This window comes from Mesorhizobium sp. WSM4845, from assembly GCF_055811455.1.
In genome coordinates, this window is the sequence record NZ_JBVVQA010000037.1 from 1 (window position 1) to 12814 (window position 12814).

Genomic DNA, 12814 nt, shown 5'->3' on the forward strand with positions numbered 1-12814 from the left:
TGGTACAAGATGATCGCGCTGGTGCAGGGTCCGCTCGATGTCAGTGGGCTGATCACCCACCGCATCGGCGTGGACGACTTCCAGACCGGCTTCGAGGCGATGAAGAGCGGCAATTCCGGCAAGGTGGTGATGGACTGGTGAGTGTTGGCCGGGTGCCGTTCCGGAAACGTTGGAGGGGTGGGAAGGATCGCTGCATAGCAGTTTCATAGCTGCGTCGTTGATCTATCCAATGCCCCCTTAAGTGCCGCCATCCCTTCCCTGACCGCCGCTCGCTCGCTCGCGTTCAGCCTTCCCAGCAGGTCCCGCTCGAACGCTTTTGCCAACGGCACCATCTCGCGATAGGCGGCAAGGCCCGCGTTGGTCAGCGTCAGATGCTCGACACGGCGGTCTTTTTCATCAGGTTTTCGCGTCAGCCAGCGGCGTCGTTCGAGCTCGGCGATGGCGCGGGAAACCTTGGTCTTGTGCATGGCCGACTGTTCGCCGAGCGCTGTTGCCGTCATCGTGCCGTGCTGGCCGAGACCGGCCAGCGTGCGCCATTCGGGCCGCGTCAGGCCGTGGCGGTCCTTGTAAACCCTGGAAAATTCGCGGCTGACAGCATCGGCAAGGCGATAGAGCCGGTAGGGCAGGAAACTTTCAAGTTCGAGGGTGTCAGCCTCCACGGTCTGCTCCATCACGATTGATAGTTACATTTTCGATGGTTACAAATGAAACCAATTTGGTCAATCCAGGGAGAATGCCATGGCCTTTTCCTACATGCCGGGGTTCGGCAACGACTTCGAAACCGAGACTTTGCCCGGTTCGCTGCCGCAAGGGCGGAATTCGCCGCAGCGGCCGGCCTACGGCCTTTATGCCGAGCAGCTTTCGGGCTCGCCCTTCACCGCGCCACGCGGCACCAATGAGCGTTCCTGGCTTTATCGCATCAGGCCGAGCGTCAGGCACACCGGCCGCTTCAAGGCGGCGGATTATCCGCTGTGGAAAAGCGCGCCGAATGTCGGCGATCACGAACTGGCGCTTGGCCAGTACCGCTGGAACCCGGTGCCGATGCCGAAGGAACCCACCGACTTCATTGCCGGCATGCGCTCGATCACCACCGCCGGCGACGTGCTCGGCCAGACCGGCATGGCCGCCCATGTCTATGTCGCCAACCGCTCGATGGCCGACGATCATTTCTTCAACGCCGACGGCGAGTTGCTGGTCGTGCCGCAGGTCGGCAGTCTGCGCTTCGTCACCGAGATGGGCGTCATCGAATTGCGACCGGGCGAGATCGCCGTGCTGCCGCGCGGCCTCGTGTTCAAGGTCGAACTGATCGATGAAACAGTGCGCGGCTATGTCTGCGAGAACTACGGCGCCAAGCTGACGCTGCCGGATCGTGGCCCGATCGGCGCCAATTGCCTGGCCAATCCGCGCGATTTCAAGACGCCTTGCGCCTGGTTCGAGGACAAGGAGACGCCGTGCCGGCTGATCGTGAAATGGTGCGGCCAGTTTCATGTCACCGAACTCGATCATTCGCCGCTGGATGTGGTGGCGTGGCACGGCAACTACTCGCCCTACAAATATGATCTCGCAACGTTTTCGCCGGTCGGCGCCATCCTGTTCGACCATCCCGATCCGTCGATCTTCACGGTGCTGACCGCGCCGAGCGGCGAAGAGGGCACCGCCAACATCGACTTCGTCATCTTCCCGCCGCGCTGGCTGGTGGCCGAAAACACGTTTCGCCCGCCCTGGTATCACCGCAACATCATGAGCGAGTTCATGGGCCTGATCCACGGCCAGTACGACGCCAAGGAAGAGGGTTTCGTTCCCGGTGGCATCAGCCTGCACAATCTGATGCTGGCCCACGGGCCTGACGCAACAGGTTTTGAAAAAGCCTTCCACGCGGATCTGAAACCGGTCAAGCTCGACAACACCATGGCCTTCATGTTCGAGACGCGATTCCCACAGATGCTGACCCGCTACGCCGCCGAGGTTGAAACCCGGCAGGACAATTACATCGACTGCTGGGCCGATCTGAAGAAGCGCTTCAACGGCACGCCCGAGGGCGACTGGTCTTGAGCGCTGATCCAATGCGGGATCGGCTGGTGCTGCTGGGCTCGAAGGGCGGCCCGGCGCTCCGGCCGGGCGGTCGGTGGCCGAGTTCGTCGCTGCTGATATTCGGCGGACGTACCATTGTCGTGGATTGCGGGCTTGGCGTGACGCACGGGCTGGCCGAGACCGGCATCAGCCTGAAGTCGCTCGACCTGGTCTTCATCACGCATCTGCATTCCGACCATGTGCTGGAACTCGGTCCGCTGATCCACACCGCCTGGACGGCGGGTCTGGCGACACCGGTCACCGTGTTCGGCCCGCCCGGCACCGGCCATTACTGGCAGCGCTTTTGCCAGGCGATGGAATTCGACATCGAGATACGCATAGTCGACGAAGGCCGGCCTGATATCGCAGATTTGGTTTCGATCATCGAGTTCGGCGAAGGCCGGGTGATGGAGGAGCGCGGCCTGAAGGTTTTGGCGCTACGCGTCGACCATCCGCCGGTGAACGACTGCTTTGCGCTGCGCTTCGAGCATGCCGGACAGAGCGTGGTGTTTTCCGCCGATACGGCGTTCTTTCCGCCATTGGCGGATTTCGCCAAAGGCGCCGACATTCTCGTCCATGAAGCCATGCTGGAAGACGGCATCGAGCGGCTCGTCGCGAAAACCGGCAATGGCGCGCGGCTGAGGGAGCATCTGCTCGCCAGCCATAGTTTTGCTGAGGAAGCGGGGCGCATCGCCAGTGACGCAGGAGCCAAAAGACTGGTGCTCAACCACCTCATCCCGGCCGATGATCCCGAGATCGGCGAGGCCGACTGGATCGCCGCCGTCAGGAAAACATGGGCCGGAGACTTGACGATTGCCCACGACGGCCTTGTTGTGGGACTGGAGCATGATCCCGAACCGAAGGACCGCGTTAGCGAAAAGTGAGAACCGGTTTTCGGAAGAGATCATAAGAACAAAATTCAAAGCGGCACCAAAGCCGCATCAGGAGAGGAAACCGCATGAAGCTTGCCACATTGAAGGACGGGACGCGCGACGGAAAGCTGGTCGTCGTCTCGCGCGACCTGACGCGGTTCACCGATGCCTCGTTTCTGGTGCCGACGCTGCAGTCGGCGCTCGACGACTGGAACCGGATCGCGCCGCATCTGGCGACAATAGCGGAATCGCTGGAGAACAATGCGGTGCCGTCAGCGCGCTTTCACGAGCATGATGCCCATTCGCCGTTGCCGCGCGCCTACCAATGGGCCGATGGCTCTGCCTATGTGAATCATGTCGAACTGGTGCGGAAGGCGCGCGGCGCCGAGATGCCGGCAAGCTTCTGGACCGATCCGCTGATCTACCAGGGTGGTTCGGACAGTTTCATCGCGCCGCGTGATCCGATCCGCACGGTCGACGAGGCTCTTGGCGTCGACATGGAAGGGGAAGTCGCTGTCGTCGTCGACGATGTGCCGATAGGCGCAAGCCTCGATGCGGCAAGAGCCGCGATCCGGCTGGTCATGCTGGTCAATGACGTCACGCTGCGCTCCCTCACCGCGCCAGAGCTTGCCAAGGGCTTCGGCTTCTTCCAATCAAAGCCGTCCTCGGCGTTTTCGCCCGTCGCGGTGACGCCGGACGAACTTGGCGAGGCCTGGGATGGCGGCAAGGTCAACCTGCCGCTGCTGGTCGATCTCAACGGCAAGCCGTTCGGCCGCGCCAACGCCGGCGTGGACATGACATTCGATTTTCCGGCGCTGATTGTGCATGCCGCGAAAACCCGGCCGCTGGCCGCCGGCACCATCATCGGTTCGGGCACGGTCTCCAACAAGCTCGACGGCGGGCCTGGCAAGCCTGCCTCGGCGGGCGGCGCCGGCTATTCCTGCATAGCCGAGTTGCGCATGATCGAGACCATCGAGGCTGGCGAACCGACAACCCCGTTCCTGGGCCTTGGCGACATTGTGCGCATCGAGATGAAGGACAGGATCGGACATTCGATTTTTGGTGCGATCGAGCAGAAGGTCGAGAAATACATCAGGTAAGATTGCACTGGGAGGACGTCTGAAACGATTAACCTGCTGGACCATTTCAGCCGCATGGCGCGCAACAATCTCTGGTCGAACGACCGGCTCTATCGCGCCGTGCTGCAGCTTGAGCCCGGCGAATTCGAAGCCGAGCGAACCAGCTTCTTCCCGTCGATCATGGCAACGCTCAACCACATCCTGGCGGTCGATCATCTCTATCTCGATTTTCTCGAAGAGGGCGACGTTGGCGCCGCGGCCCATGACGATTTCGTGCCGTTCGATGAACCACAAGCGCTGTTTGACGCCCAGGGCGCATCCGACCGGCGACTGATCGCCTTTTGCGATCATTTGTCGGCGGCCGATCTCGACCGCCGTGTCATCACCGACCGGCGCGAGGACGGAAAAATACCGGAGCGCATCAGCGATCTGCTCGCCCACCTCTTCATCCACGACATCCATCATCGCGGCCAGGTGCACGCCATGCTGTCCGGCACCTCGGTAAAGCCGCCGCAGCTCGACGAATTCTTCCTCGACTATGATCTGAAGCTGAGGAGAGCGGAGGTCGAGCGGTTGGCGATTGATGGCGGCAATTAATTGTAGTTACGAAAATTCTTGACTTAATTATTGTAGGTACATAAATTTCGGATGAAGATCGTCTGGGACGAACCGAAACGGTTGGCCAACATCGAAAAGCACGGGTTGGATTTTGCCACACTGGATGAGGAATTTTTCCTTACGTCAACGATCCGTGCGGCCAAAGCTGATCGTCTCATGGCAATTGGTCGGATGATTGACGGGATCGTTGCCGTGATCTTTGCCCGGCTCGGCTCCGAGGGCATCTCGATCATTTCGATGCGCCCGGCCAACCCGGCTGAAAGAAGATTGTACAATGACAAAACCTAAGCTGCAGACAAAATTCGAACCGGGGCGCGGCTACAGCAAGGAAGATTGGGATGCCGTTTCGGACAATCCGGAATGGACAGAGGAGGATTTTCGAAACGCTCGTCCCTTCGCTGAAGTATTTCCGGACCTCGCCGAAAGCATTCGCCGTTCGCGCGGGCGGCCGGCGCTCGACAATCCCAAGAAACAGGTGACGCTGCGCCTCGACAGCGATGTGGTCGCTCGCTTTCGCGCCGGCGGTCCCGGCTGGCAGAGCCGGATTAACGACATTCTGCGCAAGGCCGCCGGCTTGCCCAAATAGGCGTCGCCTCACTCCGCCGCCTGCACCTTCAGCACGCCGCGCTTGATCTGGTCCTGCTCGATCGATTCGAACAGCGCGCGGAAATTGCCCTCGCCAAAACCCTCGTCGCCCTTCCTCTGGATGAATTCGAAGAAGATCGGCCCGATTACGGTTTTCGAGAAGATCTGCAGCAGGATCTTGGTCGTGCCGCCGTCAACCACGCCTTCGCCGTCGATCAGGATGCCGTGCTTTTTCATCCGCTCGATCGGCTCATCATGGCCGTGCACGCGGGCATGAGACATCTCGTAATAGGTTTCCGGCGGACCGGGCATGAACTTCAGCCCGTTGGCTGCCAGCCTGTCGGTGGCGCCGTAGATCTCGTCCGTGCCGACAGCGATGTGCTGGATGCCTTCGCCATTATACTTCTTCAGATATTCGGCTATCTGGCTGGTGTCGTCCTTGGACTCGTTGAGCGGGATGCGGATCTTGCCGCAGGGCGAGGTGATCGCGCGGCTGACCAGGCCGGTGATCTTGCCGTCGATGTCGAAGAAATGGATCTGCTTGAAGCCGAACAGGTCACGATAGAAATCCCACCATTTGTCCATATTGCCGCGATAGACATTGTGGGTGAGGTGGTCGAGATAATAGAAGCCGACGCCTTCCGGCTTCGGGTCGGGCTCGCCCAGCCAGTCGAATTCGGCTTCGTAGGCCGAGCCTTTGTCGCCGTAGACCTCGATGAAATAAAGCAGCGAGCCGCCAATGCCTGATATCGCCGGCACATCGAGCGCCTTGTCGGCGCCTTCATAGGGTGTGGCGCCTTTGGCGACAGCATGGTCGAACGCGTGCTTGGCATCGACCACCCGCCAGGCCATCGAGGAAGCGCAGGGGCCGTGCTTGTCGACGAATTTCATCGCATGCGAGCCGGGTTCGGCATTGACGACATAGTTGATGTCGCCCTGCCGCCAGACGGTGATGTTCTTGGTGCGGTGCTTGGCTACCGGTACATAGCCCATGCGGGTAAAAAGCTCGGCGAGCTTTTCCGGTTCGGGATGCGCGAACTCGACGAATTCGAAGCCGTCGGTGCCGGCGGGATTGGCCTTGCTGATCGTTGCGGGCGGTGCATCGTGCGGGAAGGGACCCATGGTGTTGTCCTCCTAAGCTGCTTGGCCGCAAAGGGCCATTTTGACGCTACTATAGCGCGGAGCAGGCGCATGGTGCTTGCATTCAAACGCTTTAAACGAATAAATCATGCGGGAATTGTGCATGGTGGATGAAAAAATCATGGATGAGGCGCGCATAGACCAGTTTGACCGCAAGATAATGGCTCTCTTGCAGGGCGACGCACGGCTGACCAACAACGATTTGTCGGAACGGGTGAACCTGTCGGCGTCGCAATGTTCGCGCCGCCGCCAGAGGCTGGAGGAGGACGGCTATATCAGGGGCTATCGCGCGGTGCTCGACCGCGACAAGCTCGGCTTCTCACTGGTCAACGTCATCTCGGTGACGCTCGCCACCCACAACCGTGACAATGCGCGGCGCTTCGGCGAGTTGGTGGCGCGGTTGCCGCAGGTGCAGGAGGCGCACGCGCTGACCGGCGAGATGGATTACATCCTGAAAGTGGTGACGCCCGACCTGAAATCGCTGTCGGAATTCGTCAACGGCGTGCTTCTGCCGCACGAATCCGTGCAGCATGTGAAGACGGCGATCGTGCTGGAAACGCTGAAGGAAACCGGCGCGCTGCCGATTTAGCCCTTCGACTGCTGGATCAGCCCAAAAAGGTTGGTGCAGCGTGCGCCGGAACGGCAATAGGCGAACACCGGGCCTTCGAGCTCATCGAGCGCCTCAGCCTGGTCCTCGACATTTTGGGCCGTGATCTGGCCGCTGATGACCGGGATGTAGCGGAAGGTAAGCCCGGCGGCTTCGACTGCCGCTTTGACCGTGTCCGCCGAAGGCTGGCCGGGCTGCTCGTCATCAGGCCGGTTGCAGATGACGCTCTTGAAGCCGGCGGCCTTGATGGCGGCGACTTCTTCGGGCTGGATCTGGCCGGAGACCGAATAGTCCTCGGTGATCTGACGATATTCCATGTTTCCTCGCAAAACTGGTTTGACCGCAGTCTTAAGACTCCCGGACGAGATCGGCAATCCGCGCAGAATGAAATCCCACTGCGCAGATAGTTATTTTCGACGGAGAATCCAACAGAGCCGGCGCGGCCCGGCTGGCTAGGAAGGCATCAGCTTCCGAGGATCGCGCCTTTGATCTGGGCGATGTTGTTGTGCATCAGGTCGATATAGGTCGAGGCCGGGCCGTCGGGTTGCGACAGCGCATCCGAATAAAGCGTGCCGCCAACCTTGGTGCCGGTCTCGCTGGCGATCTGCTCGATCAGCCGGGCGTTGCTGATGTTCTCGATGAAGACAGCCGCCGCCTTGTCCTGCTTCACCTGGCCGACCAGCTTGGCGACGTCGGCAGCGGACGGCTCCGACTCGGTCGATACCCCTTCGGGCGCCAGGAAGGTGAGGCCATAGGCCTTCTCGAAATAGCCGAAGGCGTCATGCGAGGTGATGACGACGCGTTTCTCTTCCGGGATCGACTGGATCGCCGTCTGCACTTCGCCCTCAAGCGCGTCGAGTTTCTCGGTATAGGCGGCGGCATTGGCCTTGTAGCCGTCGCAACCCCCAGCGTCGGCGGTGCAGAAGGCGTCGGCGATGTTCTTCACATAGATCTTGGCATTGGCGATCGACTGGAAGGCATGCGGATCGGTATCTTCGCCTTCAGCGGCGTCGGCATCGGCGAATTCGGGTTTGAAGTTGATCGGCGTGACGCCCTTGGTCAAAACGGCGATCGTCGCCTTGGTGGCACTGGCGTCGACCAGGCGCTGCAAAAAGCCTTCGAAATGCAGGCCGTTGACCAGCACCACATCCGCACCCGCCATCGCCACCGCGTCAGCCGGGCTCGGTTCGTAGACATGGGCATCGCCATCCGGCCCGACGATGGTGGTCAGATTGATCCGGTCGCCGCCGACATTTTTGGCGAAATCGGCAATGATCGTGAAGCTGGCGACCACTTTCAACGGCTCCGCGAGGGCCGACGACGCGCCAAAGGCTGACAATGTCATAACGCCCACTGCCAAGGCGGCGCGGATCGATTTCAGCATGGACAGCACTCCTTTGGGATCAGGCGGTTCTGTGGCGGTGATGGATAATGCGGGCGCGCAGGATGCCGCGCGTGCCGAACAGGATCGAAGCAAAATAGACAACGCCGGCCGACAGGATGATGGCCGGGCCGGAAGGCAGCGACACGTGGTAGGACAAAAGCAGCCCGGCGACACAAGAGGCAAAGCCGATCAGCACCGCCAGCACGCACATCGGCTCGACGCGCATGGCCCAGAAGCGGGCGGCAGCCGCAGGCAGCATCATCAGCCCGACCGATAGCAGTGTGCCGAGCGCCTGGAAGCCGCCGACCAGGTTGAGCACGACGAGGCCGAGGAAGATGAAATGCACCGGGCTGCCCAGCCGGCTGACCGAACGCAGGAACAGCGGGTCGAGACATTCGGCGACGAGCGCCCGCCAGAAGATGGCGAGGCTGACCAGCGTGACCAGCACAATGCCGCCGATCAGTGTCAGCGCTTCATTGTTGAGCGCAAGCACGGTGCCGAACAGCACATGCATGAGATCGACGCTGGAGCCGCGGATCGACACCATCAGCACGCCGATCGCCAGCGAAATCAGGTAGAAGGCCGCCATCGAAGCGTCCTCGCGCTGGATGGTGAAGCGCGAGACGGCGCCGGCGCCGAGCGCGACGATGATGCCGGCAATCAGCCCGCCGATGGTCATCGGCAGGATTTCCAGCCCATAAAACAGGAACCCGGCGGCAGCACCCGGCAGGATGGCGTGGGCCATGGCGTCGCCGGAAAGGCTCATGCGCCGCAGCATCAGGAACACGCCGACCGGGCAGGCGCCGAGCGACAGCATCAGCGAACCGGCAAGCGCCCGCTGCATGAAGGCGAATTCGGCGAACGGAGCGATGAGAAGACCGTAGAGCGTGTCCATCATGCTGCCCGCGGCCCGGGGCCGTGATGATGGTCGTGCGCATGGTTGTGCCCGGGGCCGTGACCGTGATCACCGTGCCTGTCGGGCTCGCACCAGGGCGCGTTCTCCTCCCAGGCTTCGTGGAAGCGGCGCGCGCGCAACAGGTTTTCCGGCCGCAGGGTTTCCCTGGTTTCGCCCCAGGCGATTGGCTGGCGCGCCAGCAGCAGCGTCTCGGGGAAGTTCTGGCGCACCAGTTCCAGATCGTGGACGACAACCAGGATCGTGCGTTCCTCGCCATGCCAGCGCTTGATTAGTGCGATCAGGTCGCCGACGGTCTTGGTATCGACGGCGTTGAACGGTTCGTCAAGCAGAATGAGATCGGCGTCCTGCAGCAGCACGCGGGCGAACAGCGTGCGCTGCAGCTGGCCGCCCGACAGCGTGTCGATCGGGCGCTTCTCGAAGCCGCCGAGGCCGACGGCCATCAGCGCCTGGCTGACCGAATCGCGATCTTCCCTAGTGTAGCGGCCGAGCAGCCCGCGCCGTGGCCACAGGCCGAGCGAAACCAGATCAACGACCCGGGCGGGAAAGGAGCGGTCGAGTTCCGACTGTTGCGGCAGATAGGCGGCGCGCACGCCGGGCGCCCGGACAACCGTGCCGGCCATCGGCTTCAACACGCCGACGATACCCTTCATCAGGGTCGACTTGCCCGATCCATTGGCGCCGACGACGGCTGTCAGCGACCCGCGGCGGATTGTGCCATCGAGATGATGGATCGCCGGATGGCTGTTGTAGCCCAGCGTCAGGTCGCGGAATGTCAGGCAGGTTTTGGTCATGTGACGATCCGTGGGACACGACTAATACGGCAGCGGCGGTGGATATGTGATGTTATTACATTAGTCAACAAGTCAATCCGGCGGAATTGCGGCGACCGGAGCAATTTGCGTGTGCCTATTTTCGCCCCACGCCTGCTGGCTCAAGAGGATTCGCTCATGCAACCTTGCCGCCAGCGAACCGCGACTCTAAAGAGGCGCGACCCACAAAGGAAGGAAACGTCCAATGAGCATTCGTCGCATCGATGTTGGCCCACGCATGAGCCAGATCGTCATCCACGGCAACACCGTCTATCTGGCTGGTCAGGTCGGCGAACCAGGCGGAAACGTCGGCACCCAGACCAGGGACATCCTGGCGGCCATCGACGAATTGCTGGCCAAGGCCGGCACCGACAAGACCAAGATCCTGCAGGCGATCATCTGGCTGGCCGACATGGGCACCTTTGCCGAGATGAACGCGGAATGGGACAAGTGGGTGCCACAGGGCAATACCCCGGCCCGCGCCACCGGCGAGGCCAAGCTTGCCGGGCCGGAATATCTGGTCGAGATTATTATTACTGCAGCGATTTGAGATGCGGCTCTTAACCCTCCCCCTCGAGGGCCCTCAGAGGGGGAGGGTTACCCCTGCGACGGCGTGAACCGCGCGACCAGCGTGTGGCTGTCGGCCGCATAGGTGAAACGGACATGGGTGACCGGGTGCTCGGCGCTCCATGTCCGTCGCTCGACCACAAGGCAGGGGGCGCCGGACTCGATTTCGAGTGCGGTCGCAATGTGTCTGTCGGCGGCGACGGCGCGGATGCGGTGCTCGGCGGCACTCCATGGCACGCGGGCGATCAGCCACGGCCCAGGCGCGACGGCAAAAAATTCCTCGTTGGCAGCCTCGGCCACAGCGGCCAGGTTGATCAGCCGCTGTTCGTGGGCGAACGGCCGCTTGCCAGCGAAATGCCAGCATTCCAGCGCCAGCACCGGCCCGTTGGAGTCGAGTTCCAGCAAGGCGCGATCCTCGGCGCTGCTGCGCCTTTTATGTCGCGCGACACGCTCGTAGCGATAGGGCAGGCCGAGCGCCTCGACCTCGATCCTGATGTCATGGATTTCCAACACCGCGGCTTGCGACTGCGGCCGCCGGACAAAGCTGCCAGAGCGGCGGCGGCGCTCTATCAGCCCCGCCTTGGCAAGCTGCGACAGCGCCTTGTTCACCGTCATGCGCGAACATTTGTACTCGGCCGTCAGTTCGTGCTCGAACGGGATGCGGTGGCCGGGCGCCCAGGCGCCGGACAGGATTCGTTCGCTGATGTCGGACAGGATGCGTTGATGCAGCGAGAGGGGCTCGCCGCCGTCCGCATCCATTGTCTGGATCATGCTCATGGCGAAAGCGCCGTCATCACCTTGCGAAAACGCTCGGCAATAAAATCGCGCCTTGCATGCCTGCCACTGCTGACGAGTTTCTTGCCATGCACCCAGACACAATCGACCTTGGACCCGTTGGCGAAGATCCAGGTGTCGAGCACTGCATCGCCCGTCTTGCCGGCAAGCGACGGGTGCTTGCCATCGAGCGAGATGAAATCGGCTGGGGCGGCAGCGGCGATCCGCGAGGGGCTTGCGCCGAGCGCTGCGCTGCCGCCGTCGAGCGCGGCATCGAACAGTGCGCGCCCGGTCGAACCGCCGGCGACCGCCAGCAGGTTGCGGGCACGGTGGGCGAGGCGCTGCGAATATTCGAGCTGCCGCAATTCGTCCGGCAGGCCGATCAGCACGTTGGAATCGGAGCCGACGCCGAAGCGGCCGCCATGCTGTTTGAACAAAGGTGCTGCAAAGGTGCCGTCGCCGAGATTGGCCTCGGTGATCGGGCAGAGGCCGGCGATTGCTCCGCTTTTCGCCATGGCCGCCGTCTCGGTCTCGGTCATGTGGGTGGCGTGGATCAGGCACCAGCGACTATCGACCCTGGCATTGGCGAGCAGCCATTCGACCGGCCGCGCCCCAGACCAGGCAAGGCAGTCCTCGACCTCCTTCACTTGCTCGGCGATGTGGATGTGGATCGGTCCGCCGGGTGCCATTGTCGCGATGTTTTCCAACTGCTCCGGTGTCACGGCGCGCAGACTGTGCGGGGCGATGCCGACGACCGCGTGATTCAAGGTGCGAACGGTTTCGTGACATTTCTCAACAAGCTGCGAGAACCGATTCATATCGTTGATGAATCGCCGCTGGCCTTCATTCGGCGCTGCGCCGCTGAAAGAGGAATGTGCATAGAAGACCGGCAGCAGCGTCAGCCCGATGCCGGTGTCGGCAGCCGCGGCGGTGATGCGGTCGGCCATTTCGGCGACGTTGGCGTAAGGCTGGCCGTCGCGGTCGTGATGCAGGTAGTGAAACTCGCCGACACGTGAGAACCCAGCCTCCAGCATCTCGACATAGAGCTGCGCGGCGACCGCCTCGACCTGATCCGGCGTCATCGACAGCGCGAAGCGATACATCACCTCGCGCCAGCTCCAGAAACTGTCGGCTGAAGGGCCGCGCAGCTCGGCTAGACCGGCCATGCCGCGCTGGAAGGCGTGGCTGTGCAGGTTCGGCATGCCTGGCAGCAGAATGGCATGGCGTTCGTCGCCGGGCTGGGATGCGGTGTTCGGCTCGACCGTGGCGATGTGGCCATCACTGACGACGATCCGGGCATTGGAATGCCAGCCGTCTGGCAGAAGCGCCTGTTCCGCAAAGATCGCCGTCACGTTTTTCTCTCCGATTCCCTTTGTCCCGTGCAATGATACCA

16 protein-coding genes and 1 pseudogene are annotated in these 12814 nt (G+C 62.1%); 9 read left to right on the forward strand and 8 right to left on the reverse strand.

Going from position 1 to position 12814, the window contains the following annotated elements; all coding sequences use genetic code 11:
- A pseudogene (gene tdh / locus AC0L2C_RS29320) lies at nucleotides 1-141 on the forward strand (L-threonine 3-dehydrogenase); the annotation flags it as partial.
- Between the two features lie 62 nt (nucleotides 142-203).
- Here the strand turns inward: tdh and AC0L2C_RS29325 are convergent.
- A complete protein-coding gene (locus tag AC0L2C_RS29325) occupies nucleotides 204-659 on the reverse strand; it encodes a MarR family winged helix-turn-helix transcriptional regulator (RefSeq protein WP_287257750.1) in 456 nt (151 codons plus the stop codon).
- A 79-nt stretch (nucleotides 660-738) separates the two neighbouring features.
- Here AC0L2C_RS29325 and hmgA point away from each other — a divergent pair, with 79 nt between their 5' ends.
- The 6 genes from hmgA (at nucleotide 739) to AC0L2C_RS29355 (ending at nucleotide 5225) form a co-directional block, all read left to right on the forward strand.
- Complete coding sequence (hmgA, locus tag AC0L2C_RS29330; protein ID WP_287257749.1) at nucleotides 739-2052, forward strand: homogentisate 1,2-dioxygenase; 1314 nt, start codon at nucleotides 739-741, stop codon at nucleotides 2050-2052.
- 11 nt (nucleotides 2053-2063) lie between these two features.
- On the forward strand, nucleotides 2064-2954 hold the full coding sequence (locus tag AC0L2C_RS29335; RefSeq protein WP_473525089.1) for an MBL fold metallo-hydrolase: 891 nt from the start codon (nucleotides 2064-2066) through the stop codon (nucleotides 2952-2954).
- Nucleotides 2955-3028: 74 nt separating this feature from the next.
- Nucleotides 3029-4042, forward strand: coding sequence for a fumarylacetoacetate hydrolase family protein (locus AC0L2C_RS29340; protein WP_287174344.1), 1014 nt, complete (start codon nucleotides 3029-3031; stop codon nucleotides 4040-4042).
- A 27-nt stretch (nucleotides 4043-4069) separates the two neighbouring features.
- Entirely contained in the window at nucleotides 4070-4618 is a 549-nt protein-coding gene (locus AC0L2C_RS29345) for a DinB family protein (RefSeq protein WP_128170245.1), read from the forward strand.
- 51 nt (nucleotides 4619-4669) lie between these two features.
- On the forward strand, nucleotides 4670-4927 hold the full coding sequence (locus AC0L2C_RS29350; protein ID WP_128170246.1) for a BrnT family toxin: 258 nt from the start codon (nucleotides 4670-4672) through the stop codon (nucleotides 4925-4927).
- A complete protein-coding gene (locus AC0L2C_RS29355) occupies nucleotides 4914-5225 on the forward strand; it encodes a BrnA antitoxin family protein (protein ID WP_027153896.1) in 312 nt (103 codons plus the stop codon). The genes AC0L2C_RS29350 and AC0L2C_RS29355 overlap by 14 nt, the downstream gene beginning before the upstream one ends.
- Nucleotides 5226-5233: 8 nt before the next feature.
- On the opposite strand, the gene hppD is transcribed toward AC0L2C_RS29355, so the two are convergent.
- Entirely contained in the window at nucleotides 5234-6346 is a 1113-nt protein-coding gene (gene hppD / locus AC0L2C_RS29360; RefSeq protein ID WP_128170248.1) for a 4-hydroxyphenylpyruvate dioxygenase, read from the reverse strand.
- 139 nt (nucleotides 6347-6485) lie between these two features.
- Between hppD and AC0L2C_RS29365 the strand changes: the two genes are divergently transcribed.
- Complete coding sequence (locus AC0L2C_RS29365) at nucleotides 6486-6953, forward strand: Lrp/AsnC family transcriptional regulator (protein ID WP_023803215.1); 468 nt, start codon at nucleotides 6486-6488, stop codon at nucleotides 6951-6953.
- Here the strand turns inward: AC0L2C_RS29365 and AC0L2C_RS29370 are convergent.
- The 4 genes from AC0L2C_RS29370 to aztA all read right to left on the reverse strand — a co-directional run bounded on the left by AC0L2C_RS29370 (nucleotide 6950) and on the right by aztA (nucleotide 10062).
- Nucleotides 6950-7288: a protein tyrosine phosphatase family protein gene (locus tag AC0L2C_RS29370; protein ID WP_128176911.1), complete on the reverse strand. Its 339-nt coding sequence runs from the start codon at nucleotides 7286-7288 to the stop codon at nucleotides 6950-6952. The genes AC0L2C_RS29365 and AC0L2C_RS29370 overlap by 4 nt on opposite strands.
- A 146-nt stretch (nucleotides 7289-7434) precedes the next feature.
- Nucleotides 7435-8355, reverse strand: coding sequence for a zinc ABC transporter substrate-binding protein AztC (gene aztC / locus AC0L2C_RS29375; protein ID WP_287239485.1), 921 nt, complete (start codon nucleotides 8353-8355; stop codon nucleotides 7435-7437).
- 19 nt (nucleotides 8356-8374) lie between these two features.
- Nucleotides 8375-9250: a zinc ABC transporter permease AztB gene (gene aztB, locus AC0L2C_RS29380; protein WP_287239483.1), complete on the reverse strand. Its 876-nt coding sequence runs from the start codon at nucleotides 9248-9250 to the stop codon at nucleotides 8375-8377.
- On the reverse strand, nucleotides 9250-10062 hold the full coding sequence (gene aztA, locus AC0L2C_RS29385; RefSeq protein ID WP_128184418.1) for a zinc ABC transporter ATP-binding protein AztA: 813 nt from the start codon (nucleotides 10060-10062) through the stop codon (nucleotides 9250-9252). Before aztA ends, aztB begins: the two co-directional genes overlap by 1 nt.
- A gap of 223 nt (nucleotides 10063-10285) precedes the next feature.
- Between aztA and AC0L2C_RS29390 the strand changes: the two genes are divergently transcribed.
- Complete coding sequence (locus tag AC0L2C_RS29390) at nucleotides 10286-10630, forward strand: RidA family protein (RefSeq protein WP_287239481.1); 345 nt, start codon at nucleotides 10286-10288, stop codon at nucleotides 10628-10630.
- A 47-nt stretch (nucleotides 10631-10677) separates the two neighbouring features.
- Here AC0L2C_RS29390 and hutC read toward each other — a convergent pair whose 3' ends face one another.
- A complete protein-coding gene (gene hutC, locus AC0L2C_RS29395; RefSeq protein WP_473525090.1) occupies nucleotides 10678-11418 on the reverse strand; it encodes a histidine utilization repressor in 741 nt (246 codons plus the stop codon).
- Nucleotides 11419-11420: 2 nt separating this feature from the next.
- On the reverse strand, nucleotides 11421-12773 hold the full coding sequence (locus AC0L2C_RS29400) for a formimidoylglutamate deiminase (protein ID WP_287239477.1): 1353 nt from the start codon (nucleotides 12771-12773) through the stop codon (nucleotides 11421-11423).
- Nucleotides 12774-12814 lie beyond the last annotated feature (41 nt).

Excerpts from the sequence above, each read along its gene's own strand:
- AC0L2C_RS29350 (WP_128170246.1), top strand. The coding sequence starts at position 4,670 with ATGAAGATCGTCTGGGACGAACCGAAACGGTTGGCCAACATCGAAAAG.
- aztB (WP_287239483.1), bottom strand. The coding sequence starts at position 9,250 with ATGGACACGCTCTACGGTCTTCTCATCGCTCCGTTCGCCGAATTCGCC.
- AC0L2C_RS29335 (WP_473525089.1), top strand. The coding sequence starts at position 2,064 with ATGCGGGATCGGCTGGTGCTGCTGGGCTCGAAGGGCGGCCCGGCGCTC.
- aztC (WP_287239485.1), bottom strand. The coding sequence starts at position 8,355 with ATGCTGAAATCGATCCGCGCCGCCTTGGCAGTGGGCGTTATGACATTG.
- hutC (WP_473525090.1), bottom strand. The coding sequence starts at position 11,418 with ATGATCCAGACAATGGATGCGGACGGCGGCGAGCCCCTCTCGCTGCAT.
- AC0L2C_RS29365 (WP_023803215.1), top strand. The coding sequence starts at position 6,486 with ATGGATGAGGCGCGCATAGACCAGTTTGACCGCAAGATAATGGCTCTC.
- AC0L2C_RS29370 (WP_128176911.1), bottom strand. The coding sequence starts at position 7,288 with ATGGAATATCGTCAGATCACCGAGGACTATTCGGTCTCCGGCCAGATC.
- AC0L2C_RS29390 (WP_287239481.1), top strand. The coding sequence starts at position 10,286 with ATGAGCATTCGTCGCATCGATGTTGGCCCACGCATGAGCCAGATCGTC.
- AC0L2C_RS29355 (WP_027153896.1), top strand. The coding sequence starts at position 4,914 with ATGACAAAACCTAAGCTGCAGACAAAATTCGAACCGGGGCGCGGCTAC.
- aztA (WP_128184418.1), bottom strand. The coding sequence starts at position 10,062 with ATGACCAAAACCTGCCTGACATTCCGCGACCTGACGCTGGGCTACAAC.
- AC0L2C_RS29340 (WP_287174344.1), top strand. The coding sequence starts at position 3,029 with ATGAAGCTTGCCACATTGAAGGACGGGACGCGCGACGGAAAGCTGGTC.
- hppD (WP_128170248.1), bottom strand. The coding sequence starts at position 6,346 with ATGGGTCCCTTCCCGCACGATGCACCGCCCGCAACGATCAGCAAGGCC.
- hmgA (WP_287257749.1), top strand. The coding sequence starts at position 739 with ATGGCCTTTTCCTACATGCCGGGGTTCGGCAACGACTTCGAAACCGAG.